The sequence below is a fragment of the Sphingobacterium faecium genome, assembly GCF_003054045.1.
Classification (GTDB): domain Bacteria; phylum Bacteroidota; class Bacteroidia; order Sphingobacteriales; family Sphingobacteriaceae; genus Sphingobacterium; species Sphingobacterium faecium.
Window position 1 is genome coordinate 127,732 of record NZ_QBKH01000006.1, and the last position, 26,465, is coordinate 154,196.

Sequence of the window (26,465 nt, forward strand, 5' to 3'; positions counted from 1 at the left end):
ATATTTATATGGCTACGGAATTCGGGTTTTCTCCTGACCTTGCGATGCGGGTGGGTTATGTTCGAAAAGCCAAAAGGAACACTGAATAAATGATGGCTATGTGCGGTTGAAAAAATGCCATAATATACCTACAAATTATAGGCGTAATATGGCATGAGTTTATGCGGTAGTCTTTTGGCTAAAGTCAGGGGATAAGCCCGAACTTTGCTAGGAAATAATGATGGATAAAAATTTATTAAATCCCATTTTGGGAATATAGATGGAAAACTATTTTTGTTGCACCAAATGCTGCAGGTTTGGATCATTACTGATCCTTTCTAATTCGCTGACAATTACAAGGGCTATATCGGCCTTTATTTGTCGATAATTAGCATCAATTATTTCTTGCATATTGTCCTTTCCTGATTCATCAGTAAAGGACAATATTTGTGGAATCTTTTTATAGGCTTTGGTTTCAGCAGTCACCTTATCCGTATCCACTACAATCTCTGCATGAAAGATTTTCTGGTCGATACGTTCATCAAAGTTATCTGCTACTGCCCCGACAAACATACCCTGGGTAAGCGTGGAAATTTTAGAAGCCGGAATCAAACTATCAAGTTGGGTGCTAATGGAGGTAGACTTGTCATTGCGATTGATAGTCATACTCTGTCTTTTCTGTAATACTTTACCAAAACGCTCAGAAAGGTTCTTTGCCGTTTCACCGACCACTTGACCGGAGAATATGTTGCCAACAGTATTTTGAATAACTTTTGCTTCTTTATCTCCATAGTCTCGGATTAGCTGGCTGAAGTCTTGAAATCCTAGACATACGGATACCTTATTTGATCTGGCAGTTGCTATAAGGTTATCTAGACCACGAAAATATATGGTTGGAAGCTCGTCGATGATCACTGAACTCTTTAATTGGCCTTTTTTATTGATCAGTTTTACTATTCTGGAATTGTATAAACCTAGCGCAGCGGAGTAGATATTTTGCCGATCCGGATTATTGCCAACACATAAGATTTTAGGTTCTTTCGGGTTGTTGATATCTAAGGAAAAATCGTCCCCAGTCATTACCCAATAAAGCTGGGGAGATATCATTCTTGATAACGGAATTTTCGCCGAAGCGATCTGACCTTGTAACTGATCCTGTGCACCTCCCAACCAGGCATCCATAAAGGGAGAGAGGTAATTTTCTAAAGCGGGATAGGATGTTAGTATGGTAAATACATCAGCATACTTTTTGTTTAGTAATTCTATTGCATGCGGAAAGGTGCAGTACTTGCCATCCTGATATATTTTTAGATACCATATAATCGCTGCCAGTAAAATAATTGGGGACTCGACAAAGAAATCGCCCTGTTTGGTTATCCACGATTTATTAAGGTTCAACATTATCGTATAAGCTGCTTCGTAAGCATCTGATATATCCGACATGAATGCTGCATTTAACGGATTGCAACGGTGGCTCTTCCGCGGGTTGTCGAAATTGATTACATAGAACTTGGGTTTTACTTCATACTTATCCGTATTTTTTATTAGGTGATTATAAGCAATGGTGGATAGGTCATCAAACTTGAAGTCGTAGATATACATAGAGAATCCTTTCTCAATATGTTGTTTGATGTAGTTGTTTACGATTGCAAAGGATTTTCCGGAGCCAGGGGTACCCAGTACAATTGAGGCTCTAAAAGGGTTTACCACGTTTGCCCAACCATCATTCCATTTATTTTTGTAGTAAAATTTAGTAGGTAAATTAACGGAGTACTCGTTCTCCATCAATTTGGTTTCCTGCTGAAAGCTTTCGTTTTCATTGTTGAAAACGTCAGTCATCAGGTTGTTCTTCAAAAGCCGGCTCATCCATACACCAGCCATCAACAAAGCGATATACCCTAATGCGATGGAAAGAAAATAAAGGAAAATGCCAATCTGTGGGGAAAGCTGCAGGAGTATCGTATTAAGGAAAAACAGGGCGAATCCTATTCCCAGCGCTGTGTAGATTTTAGGCCAGGTAATTTTCTCATTTTTTACGCCTTTTGTACCCAAACAACTAAGGGCCAATAACAAAACTGCAAATACCTTTGTATACAGTGTATGTTCAAAAAGTCCTGCTGTCCTATTGAAATTGAACAGAATCTTATTGATAACTTCCAATGTCCAACCCCTGTCATAAAAGAAGTTATGGCAGTACCAGTAAAGGTGCATTAATACCAGTAGGATACTCACTGCACGCATAAAAGCCATGATCTTGGCTAGTCCTCTTAAATCGTCTTCTCCTTGCATTTTTACCTGATTAAAATGTTCGGGAGTTAATTTAGGAGCTAGTCTAAGGAGCTAATTGTATAGGGCAGGCTTTGGTGTTACCTGGCTTTGTTTGGCATGGTATAGGAATAAAAAAAGATGGCAATTGCCATCTTAATTTTTATCTCGTTTATAGGAATGGAATTATTGTTGCTGTCCTGGTTTTCTTTTTTTCCTTTTTCTTTTCATAATATTGGTGAAGGCTTGTTCTTCATAATCCTCATCTTGGGCTTCTGGTAATAATCCTCCCAACGCTTCAATCAAACCTTCACCAGTTGATTCGAATTTTAGGAAGTCAAATAAATGGTGTGGTTCTTCCTTAGTCAAGGTTAATTCCTTTGTATAGGGCTGTTCGGTATTATTTAATTCGGGTATTTTCAGATCCGGTACCACGTTATTATTCCAGAAGTTATTAAAGGTATTGGCTGATAAATGCTTTGCTAACCTCGATCCATTCCAAACCGTTCGGGAATTGTGATCTATAAAAGTTATTCCATAGATACGTCCCGTTTCATTTCTACGGACAACCACATTTATTCCTTGATTGGATAATTGTTTTTTGAATCCCTTTTCATCCATCGTTACCTTCAGGGCAGTTGTAATGATAGCATTCAGAGTTTGTTTGCATAAGTGAGCATTCAAGTCATCCTTGCTTTTTCTAAAATGCTCCTCTAAGTTTTTTAGACTTGCTGCCTTCCCAAATAATGAAGCTTTGAACGGGTTTCCCGCCTTTTCACCGTTTTTGTTTAACGGAAAATATAAAAGACCCTGCTGTAGCTTTCCTTGCAGCTCGCCTTCTATTTTCTCCGTTGTAATATTGAAAAGAGAAAGTAAACCATTGTATTCGCCTAATGTTTGGAATTTATAGTAACTCGGTAGGTGACGAACTACAGATGCGATCTGGCATTTAACATCACCTGCCTGATAATCCACCGGATTGAAAATTTTATCATTGTACTTTTGCTCTTTTTCTGTAGCGGCAATTAAGCCATATTTCGTTTCTAGCTCCCGGCAAATCTTCATGGAGCGCATTTTCTCAAACTTATCCGAAATCTTTTTGCCCTCTTCGTCAACACTTACGGATACAATATGTATATGAGATCGATCAATATCAGAATGTTTAAAAACAATATAAGGTTGTTCACCGTATCCCATTTCCTTCATATACTGTTCAGCTATGTTCTGGAATTGTTCATTGGTAACCTTATCTTTCGGATCGGGATTTATGGAAATATGGATGGTATGTTTCTCCGTATTGCGGTTAGCAATAAGGTACGGTGCAAAAGACTCCGCTAATTGGGCAACAGAATAGTGTCCGTTTTTAGTTTCAATCATCTTATTGGTTAACAAAATCTCTCCTTTTTCATGCTGAACTTTAAGCTGGTTGTATGCCAATGCTCCATATAAATTTGAGCTTCTCCCGATTTTTGCTATCATTTATCAACAGGTTTTTTGAGTTGTTTTATTTCAAATTCCTCGGTGATCTGGATGATTTTCTGGCAAAGCAGGGCCATTTCTGCTGTCTGTTTTTCTAATTTGAAAAGATAGGCTGCCGCCTTTTTTTCCGATAGACCACCATATAGAAGCTTCACCACCTGGTTATAATTAACCCCAATAGAGCGGAACTGGCTATGAAATGAAGTCAACCGCATATAGAAATCAAGAGTGCCTTTATCGATCTTAACCGTCTTTATGGTTTTAGAAAAAATGCAGGATGTTATAAAGTGTGCTTTAACCATTAGCCCGGATTGCTCAAAAAGTTCGAGGAATTTATTATGTTCTTCCTGATTAAAGGAAATGGTATAACGAAATTTGGCGGGGTCCTTTTTGGGACGCCGACCCACTCTTTTGGGTAATGTCTTATTATTTTCTTTCATCACTTTTCAACTTATAATTTTATTAAACGCCCTGACTTCGGAAGGTGTTTTCTGCCCCCTGCAAGGGCAAGTAGTTTTGCGCATCGGAAATCATTTCGAGATGCGCAAAACACAACTTGCCGTGTTCCGGTGAACACAAGAATCCCGATGATTCGGGATTGTGGTTAACATGGAAAAAACGGCTTTGGGCCGTTTCCATTAAGCACAGATTTGTATTCAAATAATTGGATAATTCCTTGTCTTTTGTCATTATACAAAGTAAAATGATATGCTGCATTGTTGAACATAGCACTACCCGGCCAATTAAAGCCAAGAACAGCCAAACAGGTAAACCAGAACAATTACAATTATATATATGCATTTCTTTGAACCTACAAAGTGGCATAAGGGTGTGAGTACATATCCATATTGGTACGTAATTACAGCAGTAATAATAATGGTATGTCTTCAATTAGAGATACAGTTAGATAAAAAGGGATACCTGTAACTATATATGGTTTTAGCAAACTATACTGATACTTATAACTGCATACCCAATGATATGGAAATACCTATCTAATGGATTAGGTTCTATTGTAGTTATAAGAATGAATATTTAGGATGGTATTTAATACTGTATTTAGTTACTACCCTATAACCTTGTTTATATATGAAGATCGAGTCTTTCATAGTCGGTTATCTCTGTACTTATGTTCCTATGTGAGTTCCAAGTTGTATACATAAATATTAACGATATGAAGGAAAAATTAAAAACAAAATTTATCGCTTTTGCTTCCCAGAAAGGAGGTGTAGGAAAAAGCACTTTTACAACACTTGTCGCTAGTACGCTTCACTATAGGATGGGATATAATGTGGTCGTTTTTGATGCGGATTTTCCACAGCACAGCCTCATAAAAATGAAAGCCAGGGACAAGGCTATGGTTATGGAGAATGAATACCTACAAAAACTGGCGTATAGGCAGTTTACGACCATCAATAAAAAAGCATATCCTATCATTAAGCATAAAGCTGATGATGTACTTCATGAAGCCCAAGAATTTGTAAACAATTCGACCATTCCTATTGATGTAGTTTTCTTTGATCTACCGGGTACAGTAAATAGCCCAGGGATTTTAAATGCCCTTGCCGGTATGCATCACATTTTTACCCCCATCTCGGCAGATCGTGTGGTCATGGAAAGCACACTTATTTTCAATCAGCTTCTACAAGACGTTATAATGAAAAATGGGGAAACATCAATTGAAAGCGTCCACCTCTTTTGGAATCAGGTTGATGGTAGAGAAAGTACACCGCTATATGCTATTTATAACCAACTAATAGCAGAATTGGGATTAAAGTTGATGCGCAGCCAAATAAAGAGCAGTTCCCGATTCCGGAAAGAGAATGAGGCTGAAAGTAAATTAGTTTTTCGTTCAACTGTAATGCCTCCGGATGAACGGTTAATGAAAGCCTGTCAACTAGACCAATTTATACGTGAGTTTACAACTATTATAAAACTGTAATTATGGGAAACGAAAAGAAAAAGACATCTCCTGGAATTAACGCAGAGCTGATGATGAGTATGATGGAGGAAGGTGTAAAAAAGGAAGGTTTACAGGTTCCAGTAGAAACTACGTCAGTTGATGCCCCAAGTAATGATGCCCCTGTAAAAGAACAAGGGTTGAATAAAGCAAATACAAGAGAAAAGAGTAAAGTTAGAAGATCCTCAGAAGTAGAATATGAAAGTATTTTTTTTCGGAGAACCGACACTAATGCCAGAGATGGAAAAACGGTTTATATCCGACCCGAATTTCATGATAAACTATCTCGGATCGTTCAAGTAATCGGTGAAGACAAATTATCTATTTATGCTTACCTGGATAATTTGTTGGATTACCATTTTAAAGAATTCGGTGAGCAGATCACTAAGAGTTACAATGATAAGTATAAACCAATATTGTAATAATTATGGAAATCGTAATTGTGATTTGCTTGCTTATTATCATCATCTTGCTTTTGCATGACAAGGTTGTCATTTATAAATGGTCACATCAAAATAAAGCATCTGAAAAGGTTAACCCTGACTTACCCGATATCATAGGGCAACCGAAGGCTATACCAAGACTTCAAGAGCCAATTGAAGCCATCGAGTCTCAAGTTGTTTTCCCGATAGTAGATCCACATAATTTAGATATTGAGTACGACAAAAATGAGATTGTTCGTATTCAGATTCCTCAGGAAGAACTTGATGAGGTATTTGGAACCATGCCTGATTTTGAGGAAGAAGAAGAATCATGGATGGGTCAAGGAGTTGAGGTTGATGATTTCGGCTTTGCACAAGGAGTATCCTTTGATGAACTGGCTAAGGTTGGTAGAATTTTGAAGGAAGAGAAACTGGAGTATAATCAAAAAATGGAAGCTGTTGAAATAGTTCAAAAATTACAGGGAACAGAATTATTTTATTTATTGGAAAACTCTATAGAAGGGGCTTCGCGCAAAATTGCACAGCTTTTAGATAGTTCATTTAACTCTTCTATGGACTCAACTTCTTCCACAATGCGGAGTGATGATCTTTCTGACTTTGATATTGAAGAATATATTTAGATAAACTGATTCAGAAGAATGGTGATCTTATAATTTGATAATCGTTTTAAAGCATAACAATGAATTTAGAAAATGATCCTAATTTTTTTTATGAAGAATACAGGGGCCATATTATAGCAAGCTCAAAGAATAATGTTCCTGAAAACTCCATTAGCAGTAATCTAATTGTTTATTACAATTCCGACTCTCCAGAATATGCATTTATAGTCGGTTCAGATAAAAACAATGAACTAGGAAGTAAGGAATCCTTTAAGCAAATGGTAGATGAAGCCAGATCATATATTGATTTGTGTTGTTGCCAGGACTTGAATCGAGGAATTGAGAAGCCTGGTACAGCTTTACCAATTGTAGATATTGAAGGAACGGATTTCTTTGTTGATGTAACCAGGTTCCAGCTAATAGAAGTTTTTAATAGCAATAATGTAATTCCATTTATTAAAATGGAAGATTATGGAGATTATTATAGTTTCGACTATAACAAACTATTTAAGAACGTTCCTGAACATTATAACAAAAATAATATAGAAGTTGACATACCGCAATTTGTGGAATTAGATCCAAATGGTATGGCGCATAAATATGGTATTACTTTAGAACAAGTAAGCGCCAAAACCGACTTTGACTTTATTGTTGATCAAAAGGAATTTGATTTACGCGTTAACCAGGGAAGGTTGCCGACAATTGATATTGCTGGCCACTTGTTTTATGTCGATATGCGTATGGACAAACTTCGACCGAAGGATGATTTCTTATCAAATGGTATTACTTTTTCGGAGATCGACGATCACTACTCTGAAGAACGAAAAGCCTATTTGATTCCATATGATCCGCAAAAACATGAATTTAGGAGATTGGATTATGATAAAATAAGCAGCATACCTACAGATCTTCTTGCAATTGAAATTCCATTTCAACAGGAACTTGATCCTGTTGGATGGAACCGCCAGAATGGCTGGGATATTAAGCAAGATTTAAAGCATTTAGGAATAAAAAGTCATTTCAAAGCAAAGGAAATCGATTGGAAGAATACCTATATTGTAGATATCATAAAAGATAATTTAGAGAGGTTAAATCAAAAAGAAGAAAGACCTAAAGTTAAAACTGAAATATCAAAAAGTAAAGGTCGAAAAATATAAAGTGGAAGAACATTTAGTAATAAATGAGCTAAGTGCCAAACTGTAAAAAGTTTGGCACTTTTTATTGCTTTTATATTCGGTTATAGTGCCAGTAAATGCCAAGTTGTTCCACTCACTTCCACTTTGTTTACACGACTTAAAATCTGAAACACATTTGCCTAAGAATCCCGTATGGTGCGGGTTTCGATTAACAAATTAATGTGTTTCAATTATGAAAAAACAAAGAAAAAAATTATTTCTGGTCGGGTTGGTCATGTTATCAGGATTCAGTGCGTTTGCCCAAGGTGGAAACGGATCTGCTGGAATTAGCGAAGCGACGCAAATGGTGACGAGCTATTTTGACCCAGCGACGCAACTCATCTATGCCATTGGGGCTGTGGTTGGCTTAATTGGGGGTGTTAAGGTTTACAATAAATTCAGCTCTGGTGACCCAGATACATCGAAGACTGCAGCTTCCTGGTTCGGAGCCTGTATTTTCTTAATTGTCGCGGCTACTATCCTTCGTTCCTTCTTTCTCTAATCCTTACCGAAACGTTATGGCAACAAGAAAAAGAATGAAAACGCCGCTGACCTACTATGGTGGCAAACAAGGATTGGTAAGTATTATACTACCTATTATCCCCGAGCATTTAACCTATGTAGAGCCCTTTGTTGGTGGAGGGGCAATTTTCTGGGCTAAAGCGCCTTCTAAGGTTGAGGTTATTAACGATTATAACCGAGAGCTTATCAACTTTTACGAAATCTGTAAAAATGATTTTGTAGAACTGGAAAAGATGATTAGGATTAGTTTGCACAGCCGCTCTCTACATTCTGATGCACAAGTAATCTATAAACATCCCCATTTGTTTACCAGGCTACAGCGGGCATGGGCAGTTTGGGTATTGTGCCATCAATCTTTTGGCTCAAAAATGGATGACGTTTGGGGATATGACAAGCTTGGAACGACCTCCGCAACCAAACTATTTAATAAACGTGAATCCTTCACAGAAGATTATGCTATCCGGTTACAAAATGTTCAGATAGAGAACACTGATGCGTTGCGAATTATTAACTCACGTGATCATTCCTTAGCCTTTCATTATTGTGATCCCCCATATTACAACTCAAACTGTGGCCACTACGACGGGTATTCATCTGAAGATTATCTAGCCTTGCTAAAATGCCTGTCCGAAGTAAAGGGGAAATTCCTATTGAGTAGTTACCCAAGCCCTGAACTCACAGCGTATGCAAAAAATTACAACTGGATTTCTATAAAGCTTCAACGGGATGTGGTAGTAGATAGCAATTCCGGGAAAGCAAGAAAGAAAAAGACAGAGGTTCTTACGGCCAATTACGAACTAAATAATCAACAACATTATGAGCAATTACAATATTAATAAAGGCGTTGGGCGAACTGTAGAGTTTAAGGGGCTTAAGGCGCAATATCTTTTCCTATTTGCAGCCGGATTGTTAGGTGTTCTGATCCTGGTCATGGTGATGTACATAGCCGGTCTCAGCTCGTATTTCTGCTTGTTTTTAGGTGTTGCAGGTGCATCCCTTATAATTTGGCAGACTTTTTCCCTGAATAGGAAATACGGGGAACACGGCTTAATGAAAATTGCAGCCCGGAAGCGACACCCAAAGTATATCATTTGCCGGAAGTCTATACGTCGCTGTATTAAATTCACTCCTAAATCCGGTGTTGTATGAGAAATGTATCAAAGATTACAACACTGGAAAGTAAGTTCCCGTTATTGGCGGTTGAAAACAACTGCATCATTTCCAAAGATGCTGATATTACGGCCTGTTTCGAAGTGCATTTACCAGAACTGTTTACAGTGGCTTCTGTTGAGTATGAAGCAATTCATGCTGCATGGCACAAGGCAATTAAAACATTGCCTGATTATACAGTCATCCATAAACAGGATTGGTATCTTAAAGAAAATTACGCACCTGATCTAGGACAGGAAGACCAAAGCTTTTTAGCCAAGTCGTACCAACGTCATTTCAATGAGCGTCCATTTCTAAATCATTACTGTTACCTATTCCTGACCAAGACTACAAAGGAACGGATGCGAATGCAAAGTAACTTTAGTTCCCTTTGCAAAGGCACGCTTATACCTAAAGAGATCAGGGATAGAGATACGATTCACCGCTTTATGGAATCGGTAGCGCAATTTGAACGTATCGTTAATGATAGCGGATTTATCACCATTAAAAGGCTCACCGAAGATAATATCGTCGGGACCGTGGAAAGTCAGGGATTGCTAGAACAATATCTCACGCTATCAAAAGATGCCGGAATACCCATGCAGGATATTTCACTTGGTGCTGAAGAAGTACGTATTGGTAATAATCGTTTATGCATGCACACACTTTCAGATACCGACGATTTACCAGGCACCGTTTCTGCAAACAGTCGATTTGAAAAGCTATCAACTGACCGAAGCGATTGCCGTTTGTCTTTTGCTGCTCCAGCTGGATTATTATTGAGCTGTAATCATATCTATAACCAATATCTGTTTTTGGACAACAGCGAAGCAAATCTTCAAAAGTTTGAAAAGTCTGCCCGGAATATGCATTCATTGGCCAGATATAGCAGAGCAAACCAAATCAATAAAGAGTGGATAGAAAAATATCTGAATGAAGCGCACAGCTTTGGACTTTCGTCTATAAGAGCGCACTTTAACATCATGGCCTGGTCGGACGATCCGGTAGAGTTAAAGCAGATCAAGAATGATTGCGGTAGCGCATTGGCACTAATGGAATGTAAACCTAGGCACAACACAACAGATGTAGCTACATTGTATTGGGCAGGAATGCCGGGTAATGCCGGGGATTTTCCGAGTGAGGAAAGTTTCTACACTTTTATAGAACCTGCATTATGTTTTTTCTCCGAAGAAACCAACTACCAAAATTCTCCGTCGCATTTTGGTATTAAATTATCAGACCGCTTAACGGGCAGGCCTATTCATGTAGACATTTCCGATCTGCCTATGAAAAAAGGGATAATTACTAATAGAAATAAATTTCTGATTGGCCCTAGCGGATCTGGAAAATCTTTTGTAAGTAACCATCTTCAGCGACAGTACTACGAACAGGAAGCTCATATTCTCCTTGTAGATACCGGAAACTCATACCAAGGACTGTGTAACCTGATCAACAGTAAAACCAAAGGAGAGGACGGTATTTACTTTACTTATACAGAAGAGAATCCGATTGCATTCAACCCATTTTACACCGATGATTTAGTTTTCGATATTGAGAAGAGGGAGAGTATAAAAACGTTGATAATGACACTTTGGAAACGGGATGATGAACCGCCAACCCGTTCTGAAGAAGTGGCCTTGTCCAATGCTGTTTCCGGCTACATAGAAATTATAAAACAAGCAGATTCCAGTCCTTCATTCAATGGGTTTTATGAATATGTGGGTAGCGATTACCGTATGATATTAGAAGAAAAAAAAGTGAGGGAAAAGGACTTTGACATTGCCAATTTTCTCAATGTACTCGAACCCTATTATAAAGGCGGTGAATATGATTATTTGCTTAACTCAGATCAGCAGTTAGACCTTCTTTCCAAACGTTTCATAGTGTTCGAAATAGATGCAATCAAAGATCACAAAACGCTGTTTCCTGTCGTCACTATCATTATTATGGAGGTGTTCATTAATAAGATGCGCAGATTGAAAGGAATTCGCAAGGTAATTCTCATCGAAGAAGCCTGGAAAGCGATTGCGAAGGCGGGTATGGCCGAGTATATTAAGTATTTGTATAAAACCGTTCGCAAATTCTTCGGAGAAGCCATAGTCGTAACCCAGGAGGTGGACGATATCATCCAATCTGAGATCGTAAAAGAAAGTATCATCAATAATTCGGATTGTAAAATCCTGCTTGATCAGCGAAAATACATGAATAAGTTCGATGATATCCAAAAGATGTTGGGATTGACTGATAAAGAAAAGGCGCAGGTCCTTTCCATTAATATGAACAATGATCGGTCACGGAATTACAAAGAAGTATGGATTGGACTGGGTGGTACCCATTCCGCAGTGTATGCCACTGAGGTGAGCACTGAAGAATACCTTGCTTACACCACCGAAGAGGTTGAAAAGATGGAGGTCATGCAACTTGCGGATGAATTAGATGGAAATGTAGAACTCGCCATAAAGCATATCGCCTCACAAAGGAGAGATCAAGACAATCAATAATTATTAACAACATAAAAATTCAAGAAATGAAAAAGATCATTTATCTCGTAGTTACTGCCATTACATTAGCAGTAGTACCAGCGGCAAAAGCCCAATTCATTGTTGCTGATCCGGCAAACCTTGCGTCGGGCATTTTAAATAGTGCAAACGAAATCATCCAAACATCCTCAACTGTAAGCAATGTAGTTAAAAACTTTAAAGAAGTTGAGAAGGTGTACAACCAGGGTAAAGAATATTATGACAAGCTTAAAGCGGTCAGTAACCTAGTAAAAGATGCCAGAAAGGTACAGCAAACGGTATTGCTTGTTGGGGATGTGTCCGAGATGTACGTTAAGAATTTCGGTAAAATGATGAACGATCCAAACTTTACACCACAAGAGCTGGTGGCGATTGGTAACGGATATTCAGCATTGTTAAATGAAAGTACCGAATTACTGAAGGAATTAAAGCAGATTATATCCTCTTCCAGTCTTTCACTTAATGACAAAGAGCGCATGGATGTGATTGATAGGGTTTACAAGGAAGTGAAGGAATACCATAGCCTGGTAAGGTACTACACGAACAAAAATATTTCAGTCAGCTACCTTAGAGCAAAGAAAAAGAATGACGGTAAGAGGATACTGGATCTATATGGTAGCCCAAGTCAAAAATACTGGTAGCTATGGAATGGAATAATCTTCACGAACTACTGCGGGCACTTTATGATGACATGATGCCGCTTGCAGGGGATATGGCAGCAGTTGCAAAAGGTCTTGCGGGATTAGGAGCCTTATTTTATGTGGCATTAAAGGTTTGGCAAGCATTGAGCCGTGCCGAACCGATAGATGTGTTTCCATTATTACGCCCTTTCGCTTTGGGATTGTGTATAATGTTTTTTCCAACTATCGTTTTAGGCAGCTTAAATGCCATACTTAGCCCGGTGGTTACCGGTACACACTCTATGCTCGAAGACCAGGTGCTGGATCTGAACAAATTGCAGGTGCAAAAAGATCAATTGGAATATGAGGCGATGATCCGTAATCCTGAGACGGCGTTTATGGTTTCAGACGAAGAGTTTGATAAGAAGTTGGATGAATTGGGATGGTCACCTAGTGATATCGGTACAATGGCAGGAATGTATATGGACCGGACTGGCCATCAAATCCAAAAGGCAATCAAGGATTGGTTCCGCAACCTGCTTGAAATACTCTTTCAGGCCGCCGCCCTTGTGATTGACACCATAAGAACTTTTTTCCTGATCGTTCTTAGTATCCTTGGGCCTATAGCATTTGCTATCAGCGTGTGGGATGGATTTCAGGGTACACTCGGGAAATGGTTTACTCGCTATATAAGTGTATATCTCTGGTTACCTGTCTCGGATTTGTTCAGCTCGATGCTAGCAAGGATTCAATCTTTGATTTTGGAAAGAGATATTGCCATGCTTGCTGATCCGACGTTCATCCCTGATACCTCCAATACTGTATATATCATTTTTATGATCATCGGTATTGTGGGATACTTCACCATACCTACTGTAACGAGTTGGATCATTCAAAGCGGTGGTGCAGGAAACTTTACTAAAAATGTAGCGCAAACCGCAAGCAAAGCCGGTGGAGTTGCGGGAGCAGTAGCTGGATCTGCTGCAGGAAATGTAGTTGGTCAACTCATGAAAAAGTAATTAAAATTTTAAAAAATGGAATTTAAAACATTAAGAAACATTGAAAACAGTTTTCGGAAAACCAGGCTATATGCTATTGTATTTGCTGTCCTGTGTGCCGCTGTGTGCGGATATACAATTTGGAAGTCTTACTTTTTTGCTGAACAGCAAAGGCAAAAAGTATATGTATTGGATAATGGCAAATCTTTAATGCTGGCGCTCTCGCAAGACGCCAGTATTAACCGACCGGTTGAAGCCAGGGAGCATGTAAAACGTTTTCACGAACTATTCTTTACACTTGCACCCGAAAAAGGTGCAATTGAAAGTAATATGAAACGGGCATTTAATCTGGCTGATAAATCTGCTTTTGATTATTATAAGGATTTATCTGAAAAGGGTTATTACAACAGAATAATCTCTGGTAATGTACAGCAACGGATTGAGGTGGATAGTGTCGTTTGCAATTTCGATCACTATCCCTATTCTGTGCGAACCTATGCTAAACAGTTTATTTTCCGATCCAGTAATGTGACTAAGCGTAGCCTGGTTACTTCTTGCAATCTCCTAAATTCAGTTCGCTCGGATAATAATCCACAGGGGTTCAACATAGAAAAGTTTGCAGTAATTGAGAACCGGGATATTGAAGTTATTGAACGATAAAAACGAACCTCATGGAAAATATATCAAATCTTGAAAACTTTGCTAAGATACTTACTGAGAAAGGATACAATGGATACTTTCTTACTGCATCAAAATACCCAGATAAAATAAAAGAAAGCATTGAAGCCTATCTAAAATGTTGCCAAGATGGGACAGACAATCAACCTCGTGGAGATCATATGCTACTCTCAACTTATTTAAAATGGGATGGCGAAGATAAACCCCATGTGCAGTGCACCATGTATGTAAAAAACCTGGGCAATAAATTTTTTCTGGATAAGATGGAGATTAATCTAGCCGCGCCAGGAAATCTATCCATTAAAAAAGTAGTGCTAAATAATCTGACTGTTGCTACCGCACCAAACAGATTAGAGGCTGTTGATATGGTTTGGAGAGTCCTTCAGTTTAAATCTGAAAAAAATATGAAGCGCGCTCGTTTAAAATTCTAAATGAGTTGAAATGAAAAATATAATGTTAAGTGTTCGAGACCGCATAAAAGTGTTAGAACATTGGTGGAATTCTTTACCCCTGAAAAAGCAGCAACAATATACTCGTATACTGTTTATTTCATATGCCTTACTAACGGTAATTATTCTACTAAATGTTTTTTTTGAAATAGCTCAACCAGAAAATAATATAAAGATTGAGCATATCAAGCCACCCGAGTTACAAGGCGGTAAAAGTCCTGCTTCGATGCAGGATACGGTTTCAATAATTATTAAAAATAAAATTTATGAAAGAATTTGAAAATAAGGTTCGGTTTCCCGGAGAAAAAAGCGACCCGGAAAAGATAACCGAATCAATTGATGAAAAGAAAATTAATAAGGACCGGATAAAAAAGATCTTGATTTTTGGTCTTATGGGGATTGTGTTTTCAGCCTGTATGTATCTGATATTTAAACCGTCAGTCGAAAAGGAGGAATTGCAGAATATTGGATTGAACGATGCTGTACCTGAAGCAACTGGAGCCGGGATGCAAGCGGATAAGCAAAAAGCTTATGAACAGGAAATGTTCGAACAAAAAGACCAGGAAAAGCGGAACGCCTTAACTACCCTTTCTGATTATTGGAATACGGAATCTAAAGAGCCAAACAATAATGAAACTTTAGAGGAGGCAGGCACTGTAAATTTAAACAAAGCTGACAATCAATACGGTAAATCAACCAATCCTGCACTTTATAGTTATCAACGCGCTCAGAATACCTTAGGTTCCTTTTACCAGGATAATAGTTCAGAAAGCAATGAGTTAAGAAGACAGGTGGAGGAATTAAAAGAAAAGCTTGCTGAAAAAGAGATTCCTAAAGCTGCAACCGTTGATGACCAATTGACTTTAATGGAGAAGTCATATGAAATGGCGGCAAAGTATCTTCCCAAAGGAACGAATGTTGGAAACACTCCGGTTAGTGATAGCGTTAAGGTTTCATCAGCAACCAAAAGTCAAAAGGAATATTTTGTTTCATTTGCTCCAGCAAGAAAGAATGCGGTTTCAGCATTATATAGAGAGCCAAGTGATAGTACATTCTTCGCGGAGTGGAATCAAAACCGAAACCGGGGATTTTATACTGTTGGATCTACAGATCAGGTCGTTCAACCTAAAAACAGTATCAAAGCGAGTATATATGAAGAACAGACGATTGTAGGCGAGGGAGGAGTACGTTTGCGGTTATTGGAATCAGCCAGAACACCTAACCGGGTTATTCCTATTGGTTCAATTGTTACTGCAATTGGAAAATTTCAAGGCGGTCGATTACAGCTAAAAATCAATTCGATTGAATTTGAAGGCCATATAATCCCGGTGGATATTACTATTTATGATGTCGATGGGCAAGCTGGTCTTTATGTTCCGTATTCTCCCGAAATGAATGCACTTACGGAAATGGCCGGTAATATGAGCCAGTCCTCCGGACAAAGTATCATGCTTACCCAATCTGCAGGCCAACAAGTCGCTGCGGATCTCAGCCGAGGGGTGGTACAGGGTATTTCTGGTTATTTCTCAAAGAAGGTAAAGACACCGAAGGTTACCCTAAAAGCAGGTCATCAAGTTTTTCTTGTTTCAAAAAAATAAGGTCTAACGATATTTAAAATTTATATAATGAATAATCACATTTTAATCACTTGGGCAATAGCCCTACTATTTGGTATCCATTTTCCAGTTTTGGCCCAGGATACTATAAACGCTTCGCTTTCACTAGGTAAAATAGAACCTTATAAAATGGAGGTTACTTATGATAAGACTTCCCACCTGATCTTTCCAACTGCAATAAGATATGTGGATCTTGGCAGTGACAATTTGATAGCAGGGAAAGCGGATGATGCTGAAAACGTATTACGCGTAAAAGCTTCTGTGAAGGACTTTGAGCAGGAAACAAACTTTTCAGTGATTACCAATGAAGGGAAGTTTTATGGCTTCAATGTATATTACAGTACAAACCCAGAAGCTCTAATTTATGACCTTTCGCATATGCAGAAGGCTGTCGATAAAGTAGGTGGGAGTGAAGTCCTATTTGAGGAGCTGGGAAATAATTCACCATCACTGGCCGGATTGTTACTGGAAACTATCTATAAAAAGGATAAGCGGATTGTTAAGCATATCGGTGCTAAGAGCTTTGGAATTCAATTTCTGCTTAAAGGAATTTATATCCATAATGGAAAATACTATTTCCATACGGAAATGAGTAATAAGACTAATGTTCCCTTTCAAATTGACTTCATCAACTTTAAGGTGGTGGACAAAAAGCTGGCTAAGCGGACGGTAATCCAAGAACGAACTATGATTCCGCTTCGGACTTATAAACCTTTAGCCGAAATCGCAGGAAAGTCCAAAGATCAGAATGTGTTTCTACTGGACCAATTTACTATTGCAGATGACAAGGTTCTATTAATTGAAATCTTTGAAAAGAACGGTGGCCGGCAGCAAACACTTCATATAGAAAACTCAGACCTGGTTAGTGCTCGTTTGATCAATGCAATGCACTTAAAGTTTTAATCACCTTTTAATTTCGAAATAGACATGAAAAAGTACATCTGTATTATGATGTTCCTGTTAACAGGAATAATTAGTAGCCAGGCGCAACGAATGATGCCAAAGCAGAAAGGATTAGAAATTAATGCTGGTATCTTATCATTTGATCGAATTGGTGCCGATTACTACCTGGGTATCGGGATGACGTTAAATGGTAAAAACGGCAATTATGGACTTTGGGGTTTGCAGTACTCGCAACAAAACCATTCCTATAAAGATATCACTATTCCTGTTGAAAGCTATTTAGCGGAAGGAGGCTATAGTATATTTCTTTTAGGGGATAGACGCAAGAATATTGCATTGAACCTTGCCCTAACTGGAGTTGCAGGTTATGAAAGAATTAATAATGGTGAAACAGTCCTCTATGATGGTGCAAAGATTCTAAGCGAAGAAAATTTTATTTATGGTGCTGGTGGGCAGCTCCGCCTCGAGACTTACCTGACCAACAAATTTGTTTTAAGTCTTCAGGGAGGAACAAGGGCTCTGTGGGGAACTGATCTGGAGCTCATGCGACCATCCGCAGGTTTTGGAATTAAATTTAACTTTTAAATGCACAAACAATGATGAAAATGATAAATAAATTCAGAACATTTTTTTTTATTATAATCTTAGTTCTGGTCAGCATTGGGACAGTATTCACTTTTGTGTCCTGTAAAAAAGATCTGGAAATTCAGCAGGATTTTCCATTTGAGGTTATAGTAATGCCGGTGCCGAAAGCCCTAGCTATTAACCATTCGGTTGAAATCCGTGTTAGTATTAAAAGTGCTGGCACATATAACGGAACAGATTATTTTATTCGGTATTTCCAATATGATGGAGAAGGACAGCTAAAGTGTTATGATGACCCGTCGTACCAACCCAATGACCTATATCCTATACCATCGGAAGAGTTCAGGTTATACTATACATCCCTATCGACTGTTTCGGAAGCGTTTAGTATTTGGATATCGGACAGCTTCGGGAATGAAAAGGAAGTGAAGTTTGAGTTTAATAACAAGGGTTAGAATTTAAATGCAAAGACTAAAAAAGGCTTATCAAAAACGATAAGCCTTTTTTGTTGTTAATTATCCTTTAGGCACAAATACTTTTCATAAAGTCTAATAAAAACTTTATCGATAAGAATAAGGATTCCAAATCTTATTGGGTAATTATTCAAATTGTAATTTTCTTCAGATAGTTCTTTAAGTGTTGGCAAATTACTTTGGTAGGAAAGGGTATTGTGAGCGCACCTATTTCGGTGTTTATAAAGTAATTCATACTTATCTTGTAGAACGTTTTCAAGTAAATTGTCTGAAGTAGCAAAAAAATGATTCTTGATAAGATTGGTATGATTTAAAAAGAAATCACTTGCAATAACTTGATTCCATGATCCTAAATTTGTTTCTTGGAACGCTTTCTGTAACTCCCAAATTGTCTTTCTTCTTATTTCTTTCCGATTTATTGAGGTAGTTACATCAAAATTAGGTTCCATTAGTTTTATTTGATCTAGCAGATCATTATAAACTAAGTTTTTTTCCTTGTATGTAGAACAAGCTCCTAATAAAGTTTGTGTGAATCTTTTATACCGATATTCAAAGTCAACACTCGCTAATTCCCAACAAATAATTTTCATTTTTTGTTCTTGAAAGCCAGTCATTTTCAAAAATGTCGACTGTAAGATATGCTCATTTAATGGATATGTTTCAATTCCATTGCCTAATCCATAATTTCCTGAAACCACATCACTTAGAATGTTGCAAATGGGAGATAGAATAAAATTACTTTGATTATGCATTTGTATACTTATTATAAATGTCAATAGAAGCGTTTATTCTTTCTTTTAGATATTTTAATGCACTCGGTGCTCTTTTATGTGCTTCGTCAGATTTAAATAATGCTATTTTTTCATTTAACTCAACAAATAATTCTGTCTTTTTCGAAGTGTCAATGGTTTTTTCTTTATAAACGATTAAATAAATTAAGCCCAAAAAATACATATCTAAATCTATGATAGAAGTATATTGCTTATGCATTTCTAAGTCGTTCATTGTTGATTCAAGTATATCATAGCGTGATTTAAAATCATTAGTTGGAAAAATTGAATTAAAGTTTATAAAAATAGAGGATGTCGATTCGCCCACCACAGAGTAAATATATTCCTCATAATACTCTTCCATCTTTTGTTTATACCCCCGAGCAATTTTATTAGTATTTCCATCCTTATCATACTGAGACAATAAAGCTAAGAACCTTGCGAAGTCTACCTTTTTGTTTACGCTCACAGTGTTTACAGTAAATGCTTTCACAAATTCAGGATCGAAAAAACCCTCTAGTTCACTATTAAGGAAGTACAAAGGAGCCCTACTTTCTTGCTCTAAAAGTTTCTCTCCTTGAAGATTGATATTTCTAAAAACAGATGAATAATAATTTAATTGATCTTTTTCATTTTTGGTAAATGGCACTAAATAAGAAAAACCTAAATATGTCTCTTCTAGAAATTTATCTGTTATATTTATTGAAAGAGTTTTGTAATTCCCTGGTGCAATACTGCTTAAAATCTTTTCCTTATTATTGCCCTTTTGTGTAAGGTATTCAAAATCCCAGCTTAAAATATTATCAAGCAGATAGCCATCTTCTTCTTCCTCATCATCATCGTCATTCTCGTTCGCAATTTTAATTGCATTTAAAGTGGCCTTAAATTGGCTTTGATCAGGATACAAGCCTAAATATGCTAATAAAATACTCGTTAATCGTTGTTGCCCATCAAGAATTAAATTTTCCCCCTTTCCATTTTCTATCTTGAATAATCCAATTGTTATAGGAGGAACAAACTGCTTTTTCTTAAAGCTCTTAATAAGAGTCTCTACCTTTTTCTCATTCCAAACAAAAAATCTTTGGTAATTCGGCAGCACTATGTTTTGTTTAAGAATTAGGTCAATCCAGTGTTTTAAATTATATTGACCATAATAGACTCTGTTTTCCATTTTTTTGAAAGTGTATTTTTTTAATAATAAGGTTAAAAGGATAAATTATTTCAAATGTATATCATTTAATACATTATATATAATGTTTTTACAAATTATTTAAAAAATGTTTCATTATTATCAAAGGTAATTCCTAAAGGTTCTATTTTTTTGCCAAAATAAGCGTATTCTTCTTCTCTGATTATCGGTTTCTTTGCTACTTTCTTTTTCGGATACCTCACGAAAGAAAGTAGTTACAATGGGGATCAGTTAAAGGGATATCAATTATCCCACATAAGCAACACGCAATCGTTTTGACAATTTATTGGGAGCAGGTTGGAGGAATAGGCTAATTGACAATGTGATTGCACCTATTCACACGCAAAAATGCGCTTCCGAAAGGAGTGAGGAAGTGCATTTTTGCCGCCAGGATTGGCGATTTAAGCGACTTTTATGGGAGTAGTGCGGTAGTCTTTGAGATTATGAAAAAAACCCTTAGACTGTGTCATACCATTGCGAAATAGCTTCCACAGTAGGTCGCAACCCATTTGAGCCAAAGATCCATTAATAAATAGGTCCTGCTTTGCTAAGGCATCAGGAAGGCTACAACTTGGAGTATCATCTTCTTTTTCAGATTGTTTCAGTAGTTCTCCATATTCATCCGTAATAAATGGTAAAGAAGCAACGGTTTCATATTTTTTAGATTCGGGTTGGTCTATGCTACCTACTGTTGCAAGAATAACTTGTCCAGTATGCTGGCTATTACCAAAGTCAAGCCAGTACAGCGGTCTGTTTCTATCATTCCCAAAAGCTTTTTTTGACGATTTAAGTATTTCTGCCACATCAAATCGTGCTTTTACATTATCAACACAGGTTATTGTAATATTTGCAATTGCCTTTTCGTTGATGTTACCAAATCTATCACGTTCAAATTTACTAGGCTGTGCTTTCCAATTTGTACCTTCATTACGGTTTGCCTTATTGATAATGGCAACGGATTTTAATAAACCAACCTCTGACCTAGCGAACTTTTGCCTACCTAAATTAGCGGTTGTAATTGTATCATCGTCCCAAAGAGTGACAAATAGACCTGGGTGCCCAAATTCAATAAGACTATGATTCATTTCTAAAAGTGCTGTCAGAACTTTGCTACCTGTACCGCCTGCACCAATTAAGTTTATGGTTATGGGGTTCGTAGGCGCAATAAGATAATTGTCCACAAAATGAACTGCTGTTTTTATGGTATTCATTTTATAAGATTTTTAAGGGTCATATTATTCTTTTTAAGAGCGTCTAAAGGGAATGGCTTGTCTGTCCCGATAAGCTTCTTCCAAATTTGGATACAATTGCCATTTACTGAATTTAGTCCGTCCACAAAGTGGCTGAAATAGCTATTGAAAAAATAGTACTCCCACGCGGTTGTAAATTCCTCCAATGATGCGAAGTTTTTTATTTCAACATTTACTGTTCCCAAACATACCTTACCATCATGATAGATATTAAAGTAGGGGGCGTAATATAATGGCGTTTTTGCTGTCGGTCTTTCATCACTTGATAAGGCGAAAACCGAAAGGCTGTTTTTTGTTGCATACCATACCATCGGTGGTACAAATGCAAAACCATTTGGAATTCCTAATCTACTTACAAAAAACAATTCTCTTTTTTGTGCATTTGTGTACCAAAGGACAGAACCATTTTTTGATGGATTAAGATGTAAAATGTTTGGCGACAATATATCTTTTGGTTTTAAATAAGCTTTATTCTGCTCTTCTTCTGTTTGTAAAGCTGCGGCAAGTTCTTCCGCTTCCAGTACGGTAAGAGGATGAGCATTAATAGGATTTCCATTGTTGTCCATTTCAAAGTGTTCAACATATGTATCTTTAAAATTATCGTTCTTCGTTTGGTAGAAAACTAATGCTGATACTGGGTAATACAACTCACCAAAATTTTGGGTAATATCATTAATTGCTCTCATTTAGAATTTATTTATAATCATATAATAAAGTGCATAGATCACATAGTAAGTTAAAGAAGCGCTTTTCAAAATCTAATGTGTAACCTGCAATTCTGCTACCATCAATTGGAGTAAATATTGTTGGTACTTCAATTTGGCTACATTCATTAAATTCATTGTTGACGGTTTCTTTGATGTTGTTATATAACCATCCTTTGTCTTCTGCATAAAAAGAAATGTATTGATCCATCCTAATAATTCTCTCGTCATCATCATAAGGATTAATCTCAGGAATTAATGAATTACGAAAAATGCTTTCCTTTGGATATGCGTTATATAGGGCATAAGCTTCGTTTGCTATCATCCAGCAGTCGCGGTCAAAGTCATCCACTTTATTAAAGAGCCTTAATCGTTGTTCAAAAACATTCAAGTTAAACGGGTTCTGTAACTTTTTGAGAATTGAATCGCCAATTATTTCAGCTTTTACTATATCACCCATAGCATCTTCTTCTTCTTCCTCGTCCTGTTCCACCCATTCCCTGTGCATTTCATAGTGATAATACAGATAGCTAGATTCATTTCTGTAATAAGGTACATTAGCAATGCTATGCAGATAGCTAAAAACGGATAAAAGCAAACGAGCATTTCTTTTTCGCTCAGGGTCTTTTATCATTTTATAAAGGGGTATTACTGGGATATAATACAAAGAGGAACCCGTATAATGAACTTGCTTACTTGCCAAATATGTTTTCCTTTTACTTTGGGCAATATGCAAATTTTCCCAATCGGCAACATTCTCCTTTAATTTTGTCTGCATATCCCAAATGCCCAATGAAATATTATAGGGAAATGGGTAATTTATTGTAGACAATGGATTGATATTGAATTTACTTGCAGTTTTGGTAAGGGATTTATAAAAATCCCTTACTGTTCTTTTAGCTTTATAATCAAATTGTAAACCTTCCTTAGCATTCAATTTTGGTAAGAACTGGCACTTTAGAAAACTATTGGAAGCATCGAAACTGGTACTGATTGCTGTTTGTCTTTCTGAATCTCGTTTGCATCTTTCGGTATTTGCATCCATAGAGCAAATTTTCCCAATTGTTTGTGAAGTGTTTTCTCCCTTTTGCCCGTAGGTAACGTAATTGTTCCTGCTATTATTTTGCGTTCCATAAATCATAATAAAAAATTAGAGTTAACCTTTTGTACCCATAACACTTTCAAAAACATATTCGATTGCATCATCCTTTATTTTAGGAGCAGATACTTTTGCCGTTGTCAATATGGGATACATACTGGAATAATGGTTCAATACTGCATCTGTACTCCATCTTGGCTCAGGGTCATTTAATATAATATTCTGCCCTTTGTCTTTCAGGATAAATTTCCTTTTCAATTCTGTAGCTAATAACATAGTGTATCAATTTAAATTAGTGAATAAATAGCCAATTAAATAGCCTGTTCTCCCAAACTATCAACTTCTCTTTCAGGCTCAATTAAATGGCTTTGTTCGACTTTATCCGGAAGGGGTTGGCTTATTTCATCCACCGAAGCAAAAAGGTTAGGAGCTGAGAACTTGTCGGATAAAGATTTTTTCCGTTTTAGGATTTCTTCAGCCATTTCAGGGTATTCTGTGGCATCAGGAACTTTCATCCATGCGTCACGGTGCCTTCCTTCTTTTTCAAGTTCATCCACTTTAGCCATTGCATCTTTATACTTCTTGTCTTTGGCTTCCTGCTCTTTCTTGGCTTTGTCCGTTTTTTCTTTTTCCATTGCCGATTGCTTTCGAACTTCGTCCATTTGTTTTTCGAAAGCTACCATATCTACTAAAAGTCCCGATATCTTTTGTACAGGTGTAGTAATTTTTTGGAAAAAATCCTCGTCAAATTCCTGCGGAGTTGCATTTATAGTTACGGAAGGAATAAGATTTTTGGCCTTATCTCCGCAGGCATCATTTAGGACCAATACGGAAACAACAAGGTTGTTTTCTATTCCTTTGGAAATATTTAATTGTAATACGCCTGTGTATTCCAACTGTGCTATTTGATTAAAAAAATTTGTGTTCATATCTTTTCTAGTTTTATAGGGTATTATAATTATCTAAAGCCTTAATATCCTGTTCGGTTAAAGTAGTGGTGTAAAGGAATGTGCCAGGCATGACGATAAGGTCTGTACCTTTTACACGGAAAAAGTTTATATTTTGGTTTTTTTTAGCCCGATAAAATTTATCATATTCGTCCTCCATTGGGTTTTTCCAATCAGGCGTGTAATTGGTATGAATTAGAAACTTTGACAATTCAACAAAGGAGTAAATTCGAATATGTGGAATCGGTATCAAATCCTTTATAGTTACTTTGAGGTCTGGTAAATCTTTTTTTATAGCTTTTAAAAAATATGTTTTCATCTTTTTAGTTTTTATTGGTGCATTTTCTTCGCCGAAATAGGTCAGTTTATGGTAATTACAACAAGCAATAGCATCGCTTATGCGGTCTAATAGAATTCCTGCTTGGGTGCGCTGTTCTTTTAACCTTTGACCTACAAGGTTACAATCCAAATGTTTTTGTAAGATTTCCTTAAAGATATCTGCTTCATAATATTGATAGCTTCTGCTATGTTCTACAATGCGGTTATAGCACCATTCCGTAAATACCTGTGATTTATGTCCCTTTGTCTTTTTTTGGTGAGGTTGCTTCACTAAATCCTGACGGGAAAACCCGTATCTACCCATTAATTTGCGTTTTAATTTTTCAGTTTTGATTATATAATCTACACTGATATACCATTTAATTAAGGCGGTTTTATTGGGGTTATGAACCCGAAATTTATAGTTGCCATATTTACGCAAATCAATAAATGGTAGACGTTCTCCATTTGGCAAATCCAAATAATCAGGTTTGATTTTTCCTTTTTCAATAGCCGAATAAACCGAAGTGGCATAGACCATTTTAAGAAAGGCGAATTCTAAAATTGGTACGTGTGATTTTGTTATCATGTTTTCCATGTTCTTTCAATTTGTTTTTGTTAACCTATTCTATTAGCTGACCTGAATTGTTCAATTACATAATCAACTTCCTTTTCTGTTTTACAATCCCTAAGTTGAAGATTCAGTTTTTCGACCTCTTTATATGGTATAAATGGATTTAAACCATATTCAATGTGGCATCCCTCTATTTTTACCAAGACCCTATATGGCTTTGTAATTACACTTCGTAACCTAAATGCTTGCAATGCAAAATCCACCAAACCCGTTTTACTGTACAATTCTAGGAGCTGATTCATTTTAAAAAACCTTCCGTAGCGAGTTAATGGAGATTTCTTTTTCTTTTTGCCTTTTGTTTTTGTACGGATTCTTAAATCGTCCAAGAACTGTTCATGTGTATAGTCCTTGTATTCTTCACAAAGAATGGCAAATGCAAAAACTGGTTGTTGCTTAAATAGTCTTCTCGCTTTCCGCAACCTGCGAAGTGCAAATAATTTTTCAGGAGGTAAGGGCTTGCCCATAATTGAAAACTTTTAAGAATTGAACTTCATAATTTGTGACTTCTTTACCTGTAAAAGTTTCTCGTACAAGTCCGTCCAGTAGGCACTTTGTTTATTGTCAAATTGTTCATAGCCTTTATTTACATGGCGGTAATCTTTACGGTCACCTGTGATTAAAATAGCTTCATCGAGGTCTGCAACTTCAATATTGTTTCCGTTTAAATCTGTTATGTTTATCATAGCTTATCGGGGTAAAGTGGGCATTAAAGAATTATCTGAATTTAAAATGTAATAGGTGATTGTTTTATCACTCCCGAAAAACAGGTCGATTGCTTTTTTTAGGAAAAAATCACATTCCTTTGAACTGGCATATTCAATTAGGCAATCTTTTGTGAAAATTGCATCATTACCATCAAAAAGATAGTCTGCAAAGGATTTTGGCTTTTGCCAAAGCTTGCCTTTATTTCTATTCATATTGTCATACGTGGAATAAACAAGCCTAAACCAAAAATCCGCGGTAAGAAATCCTTTTACATTCCATGCTTTGCGTAATGCGATTTCGTATTTCAAATACATTTCACATTCCTTTTTAATGGCTTTTTGGATGTTTTCCAATTCTTCGGGAAACAAGGCAAAAAGTAATTTCCCTTTATCTAAATCGTCCATAGTATAAAGTACTTTCATAATAATAAGATTAAG

At 36.9% G+C, this 26,465-nt stretch carries 32 protein-coding genes; 17 read left to right on the forward strand and 15 right to left on the reverse strand.

Annotated features, from left to right (window positions below; translation table 11 throughout):
* Positions 1-267: 267 nt before the first annotated feature.
* The 3 genes from mobC to mobA form a co-directional block, all read right to left on the reverse strand.
* Positions 268-2,268, reverse strand: coding sequence for a conjugal transfer protein MobC (mobC, locus tag C8N37_RS16990; RefSeq protein WP_108160031.1), 2,001 nt, complete (start codon positions 2,266-2,268; stop codon positions 268-270).
* A 162-nt stretch (positions 2,269-2,430) separates the two neighbouring features.
* A complete protein-coding gene (gene mobB / locus C8N37_RS16995) occupies positions 2,431-3,723 on the reverse strand; it encodes a conjugal transfer protein MobB (protein ID WP_108160032.1) in 1,293 nt (430 codons plus the stop codon).
* On the reverse strand, positions 3,720-4,163 hold the full coding sequence (mobA, locus tag C8N37_RS17000) for a conjugal transfer protein MobA (protein WP_108160033.1): 444 nt from the start codon (positions 4,161-4,163) through the stop codon (positions 3,720-3,722). Before mobA ends, mobB begins: the two co-directional genes overlap by 4 nt.
* 734 nt (positions 4,164-4,897) lie before the next feature.
* On the opposite strand from mobA, the gene C8N37_RS17005 reads away from it, so the two are divergent.
* From C8N37_RS17005 to C8N37_RS17085, 17 genes are all read left to right on the forward strand, one after another.
* Positions 4,898-5,665 carry a ParA family protein gene (locus tag C8N37_RS17005; RefSeq protein WP_108160359.1) on the forward strand — a complete coding sequence of 256 codons (768 nt, stop codon included), beginning with the start codon at positions 4,898-4,900 and terminating at the stop codon, positions 5,663-5,665.
* Between the two features lie 2 nt (positions 5,666-5,667).
* The gene (locus C8N37_RS17010) at positions 5,668-6,105 is read left to right on the forward strand and encodes a DUF3408 domain-containing protein (protein WP_108160034.1); all 438 of its coding nucleotides are present in this window, start codon (positions 5,668-5,670) and stop codon (positions 6,103-6,105) included.
* 5 nt (positions 6,106-6,110) lie between these two features.
* A complete protein-coding gene (locus C8N37_RS17015) occupies positions 6,111-6,746 on the forward strand; it encodes a conjugal transfer protein TraD (RefSeq protein ID WP_108160035.1) in 636 nt (211 codons plus the stop codon).
* A gap of 59 nt (positions 6,747-6,805) precedes the next feature.
* Positions 6,806-7,882 (forward strand): hypothetical protein, encoded by a 1,077-nt coding sequence (locus C8N37_RS17020; protein ID WP_244914454.1) that lies wholly within the window; start codon positions 6,806-6,808, stop codon positions 7,880-7,882.
* Positions 7,883-8,093: 211 nt separating this feature from the next.
* Positions 8,094-8,402, forward strand: coding sequence for a DUF4134 domain-containing protein (locus C8N37_RS17025; RefSeq protein ID WP_108160036.1), 309 nt, complete (start codon positions 8,094-8,096; stop codon positions 8,400-8,402).
* 16 nt (positions 8,403-8,418) lie between these two features.
* Positions 8,419-9,258 (forward strand): DNA adenine methylase, encoded by an 840-nt coding sequence (locus tag C8N37_RS17030; protein ID WP_244914455.1) that lies wholly within the window; start codon positions 8,419-8,421, stop codon positions 9,256-9,258.
* Entirely contained in the window at positions 9,239-9,571 is a 333-nt protein-coding gene (locus C8N37_RS17035; RefSeq protein ID WP_108160037.1) for a DUF4133 domain-containing protein, read from the forward strand. Before C8N37_RS17030 ends, C8N37_RS17035 begins: the two co-directional genes overlap by 20 nt.
* Positions 9,568-12,072: a TraG family conjugative transposon ATPase gene (locus C8N37_RS17040; protein ID WP_108160038.1), complete on the forward strand. Its 2,505-nt coding sequence runs from the start codon at positions 9,568-9,570 to the stop codon at positions 12,070-12,072. Before C8N37_RS17035 ends, C8N37_RS17040 begins: the two co-directional genes overlap by 4 nt.
* Positions 12,073-12,098: 26 nt before the next feature.
* The gene (locus tag C8N37_RS17045) at positions 12,099-12,731 is read left to right on the forward strand and encodes a DUF4141 domain-containing protein (RefSeq protein WP_108160039.1); all 633 of its coding nucleotides are present in this window, start codon (positions 12,099-12,101) and stop codon (positions 12,729-12,731) included.
* Positions 12,732-12,733: 2 nt separating this feature from the next.
* On the forward strand, positions 12,734-13,729 hold the full coding sequence (gene traJ / locus C8N37_RS17050; RefSeq protein WP_108160040.1) for a conjugative transposon protein TraJ: 996 nt from the start codon (positions 12,734-12,736) through the stop codon (positions 13,727-13,729).
* Between the two features lie 15 nt (positions 13,730-13,744).
* The gene (gene traK / locus C8N37_RS17055; protein WP_108160041.1) at positions 13,745-14,368 is read left to right on the forward strand and encodes a conjugative transposon protein TraK; all 624 of its coding nucleotides are present in this window, start codon (positions 13,745-13,747) and stop codon (positions 14,366-14,368) included.
* A gap of 11 nt (positions 14,369-14,379) precedes the next feature.
* Complete coding sequence (locus C8N37_RS17060; RefSeq protein ID WP_108160042.1) at positions 14,380-14,817, forward strand: hypothetical protein; 438 nt, start codon at positions 14,380-14,382, stop codon at positions 14,815-14,817.
* A 10-nt stretch (positions 14,818-14,827) separates the two neighbouring features.
* A complete protein-coding gene (locus C8N37_RS17065; RefSeq protein WP_108160043.1) occupies positions 14,828-15,115 on the forward strand; it encodes a nitrogen regulatory IIA protein in 288 nt (95 codons plus the stop codon).
* Positions 15,102-16,433, forward strand: coding sequence for a conjugative transposon protein TraM (gene traM / locus C8N37_RS17070; RefSeq protein WP_108160044.1), 1,332 nt, complete (start codon positions 15,102-15,104; stop codon positions 16,431-16,433). Before C8N37_RS17065 ends, traM begins: the two co-directional genes overlap by 14 nt.
* 27 nt (positions 16,434-16,460) lie before the next feature.
* A complete protein-coding gene (gene traN / locus C8N37_RS17075) occupies positions 16,461-17,354 on the forward strand; it encodes a conjugative transposon protein TraN (protein WP_108160045.1) in 894 nt (297 codons plus the stop codon).
* Between the two features lie 24 nt (positions 17,355-17,378).
* Positions 17,379-17,939 (forward strand): conjugal transfer protein TraO, encoded by a 561-nt coding sequence (locus C8N37_RS17080; RefSeq protein ID WP_108160046.1) that lies wholly within the window; start codon positions 17,379-17,381, stop codon positions 17,937-17,939.
* A gap of 11 nt (positions 17,940-17,950) precedes the next feature.
* On the forward strand, positions 17,951-18,394 hold the full coding sequence (locus tag C8N37_RS17085) for a DUF3872 domain-containing protein (RefSeq protein WP_108160047.1): 444 nt from the start codon (positions 17,951-17,953) through the stop codon (positions 18,392-18,394).
* A 56-nt stretch (positions 18,395-18,450) separates the two neighbouring features.
* On the opposite strand, the gene C8N37_RS17090 is transcribed toward C8N37_RS17085, so the two are convergent.
* The 12 genes from C8N37_RS17090 to C8N37_RS17140 form a co-directional block, all read right to left on the reverse strand.
* Positions 18,451-19,164: a hypothetical protein gene (locus C8N37_RS17090; RefSeq protein WP_108160048.1), complete on the reverse strand. Its 714-nt coding sequence runs from the start codon at positions 19,162-19,164 to the stop codon at positions 18,451-18,453.
* Complete coding sequence (locus C8N37_RS17095) at positions 19,157-20,353, reverse strand: DUF262 domain-containing protein (RefSeq protein WP_108160049.1); 1,197 nt, start codon at positions 20,351-20,353, stop codon at positions 19,157-19,159. The genes C8N37_RS17090 and C8N37_RS17095 overlap by 8 nt, the downstream gene beginning before the upstream one ends.
* 419 nt (positions 20,354-20,772) lie before the next feature.
* Positions 20,773-21,582 carry a PRTRC system ThiF family protein gene (locus C8N37_RS17100; RefSeq protein WP_108160050.1) on the reverse strand — a complete coding sequence of 270 codons (810 nt, stop codon included), beginning with the start codon at positions 21,580-21,582 and terminating at the stop codon, positions 20,773-20,775.
* Entirely contained in the window at positions 21,579-22,307 is a 729-nt protein-coding gene (locus tag C8N37_RS17105) for a PRTRC system protein B (RefSeq protein ID WP_186812837.1), read from the reverse strand. The genes C8N37_RS17100 and C8N37_RS17105 overlap by 4 nt, the downstream gene beginning before the upstream one ends.
* A 7-nt stretch (positions 22,308-22,314) precedes the next feature.
* The gene (locus tag C8N37_RS17110) at positions 22,315-23,262 is read right to left on the reverse strand and encodes a hypothetical protein (RefSeq protein ID WP_186812836.1); all 948 of its coding nucleotides are present in this window, start codon (positions 23,260-23,262) and stop codon (positions 22,315-22,317) included.
* Positions 23,263-23,282: 20 nt separating this feature from the next.
* Complete coding sequence (locus C8N37_RS22970) at positions 23,283-23,459, reverse strand: hypothetical protein (protein WP_186812835.1); 177 nt, start codon at positions 23,457-23,459, stop codon at positions 23,283-23,285.
* Positions 23,460-23,481: 22 nt separating this feature from the next.
* Positions 23,482-23,700 (reverse strand): PRTRC system protein C, encoded by a 219-nt coding sequence (locus C8N37_RS17115; RefSeq protein ID WP_108160052.1) that lies wholly within the window; start codon positions 23,698-23,700, stop codon positions 23,482-23,484.
* Between the two features lie 35 nt (positions 23,701-23,735).
* A complete protein-coding gene (locus C8N37_RS17120; RefSeq protein WP_108160053.1) occupies positions 23,736-24,353 on the reverse strand; it encodes a PRTRC system protein E in 618 nt (205 codons plus the stop codon).
* A 13-nt stretch (positions 24,354-24,366) separates the two neighbouring features.
* A complete protein-coding gene (locus C8N37_RS17125; RefSeq protein WP_211322295.1) occupies positions 24,367-25,278 on the reverse strand; it encodes a hypothetical protein in 912 nt (303 codons plus the stop codon).
* A gap of 29 nt (positions 25,279-25,307) precedes the next feature.
* A complete protein-coding gene (locus tag C8N37_RS17130; RefSeq protein ID WP_108160055.1) occupies positions 25,308-25,787 on the reverse strand; it encodes a hypothetical protein in 480 nt (159 codons plus the stop codon).
* 12 nt (positions 25,788-25,799) lie between these two features.
* On the reverse strand, positions 25,800-26,006 hold the full coding sequence (locus C8N37_RS17135; RefSeq protein WP_108160056.1) for a hypothetical protein: 207 nt from the start codon (positions 26,004-26,006) through the stop codon (positions 25,800-25,802).
* Positions 26,007-26,009: 3 nt separating this feature from the next.
* Complete coding sequence (locus C8N37_RS17140) at positions 26,010-26,450, reverse strand: hypothetical protein (RefSeq protein WP_186812834.1); 441 nt, start codon at positions 26,448-26,450, stop codon at positions 26,010-26,012.
* Positions 26,451-26,465: the final 15 nt, after the last annotated feature.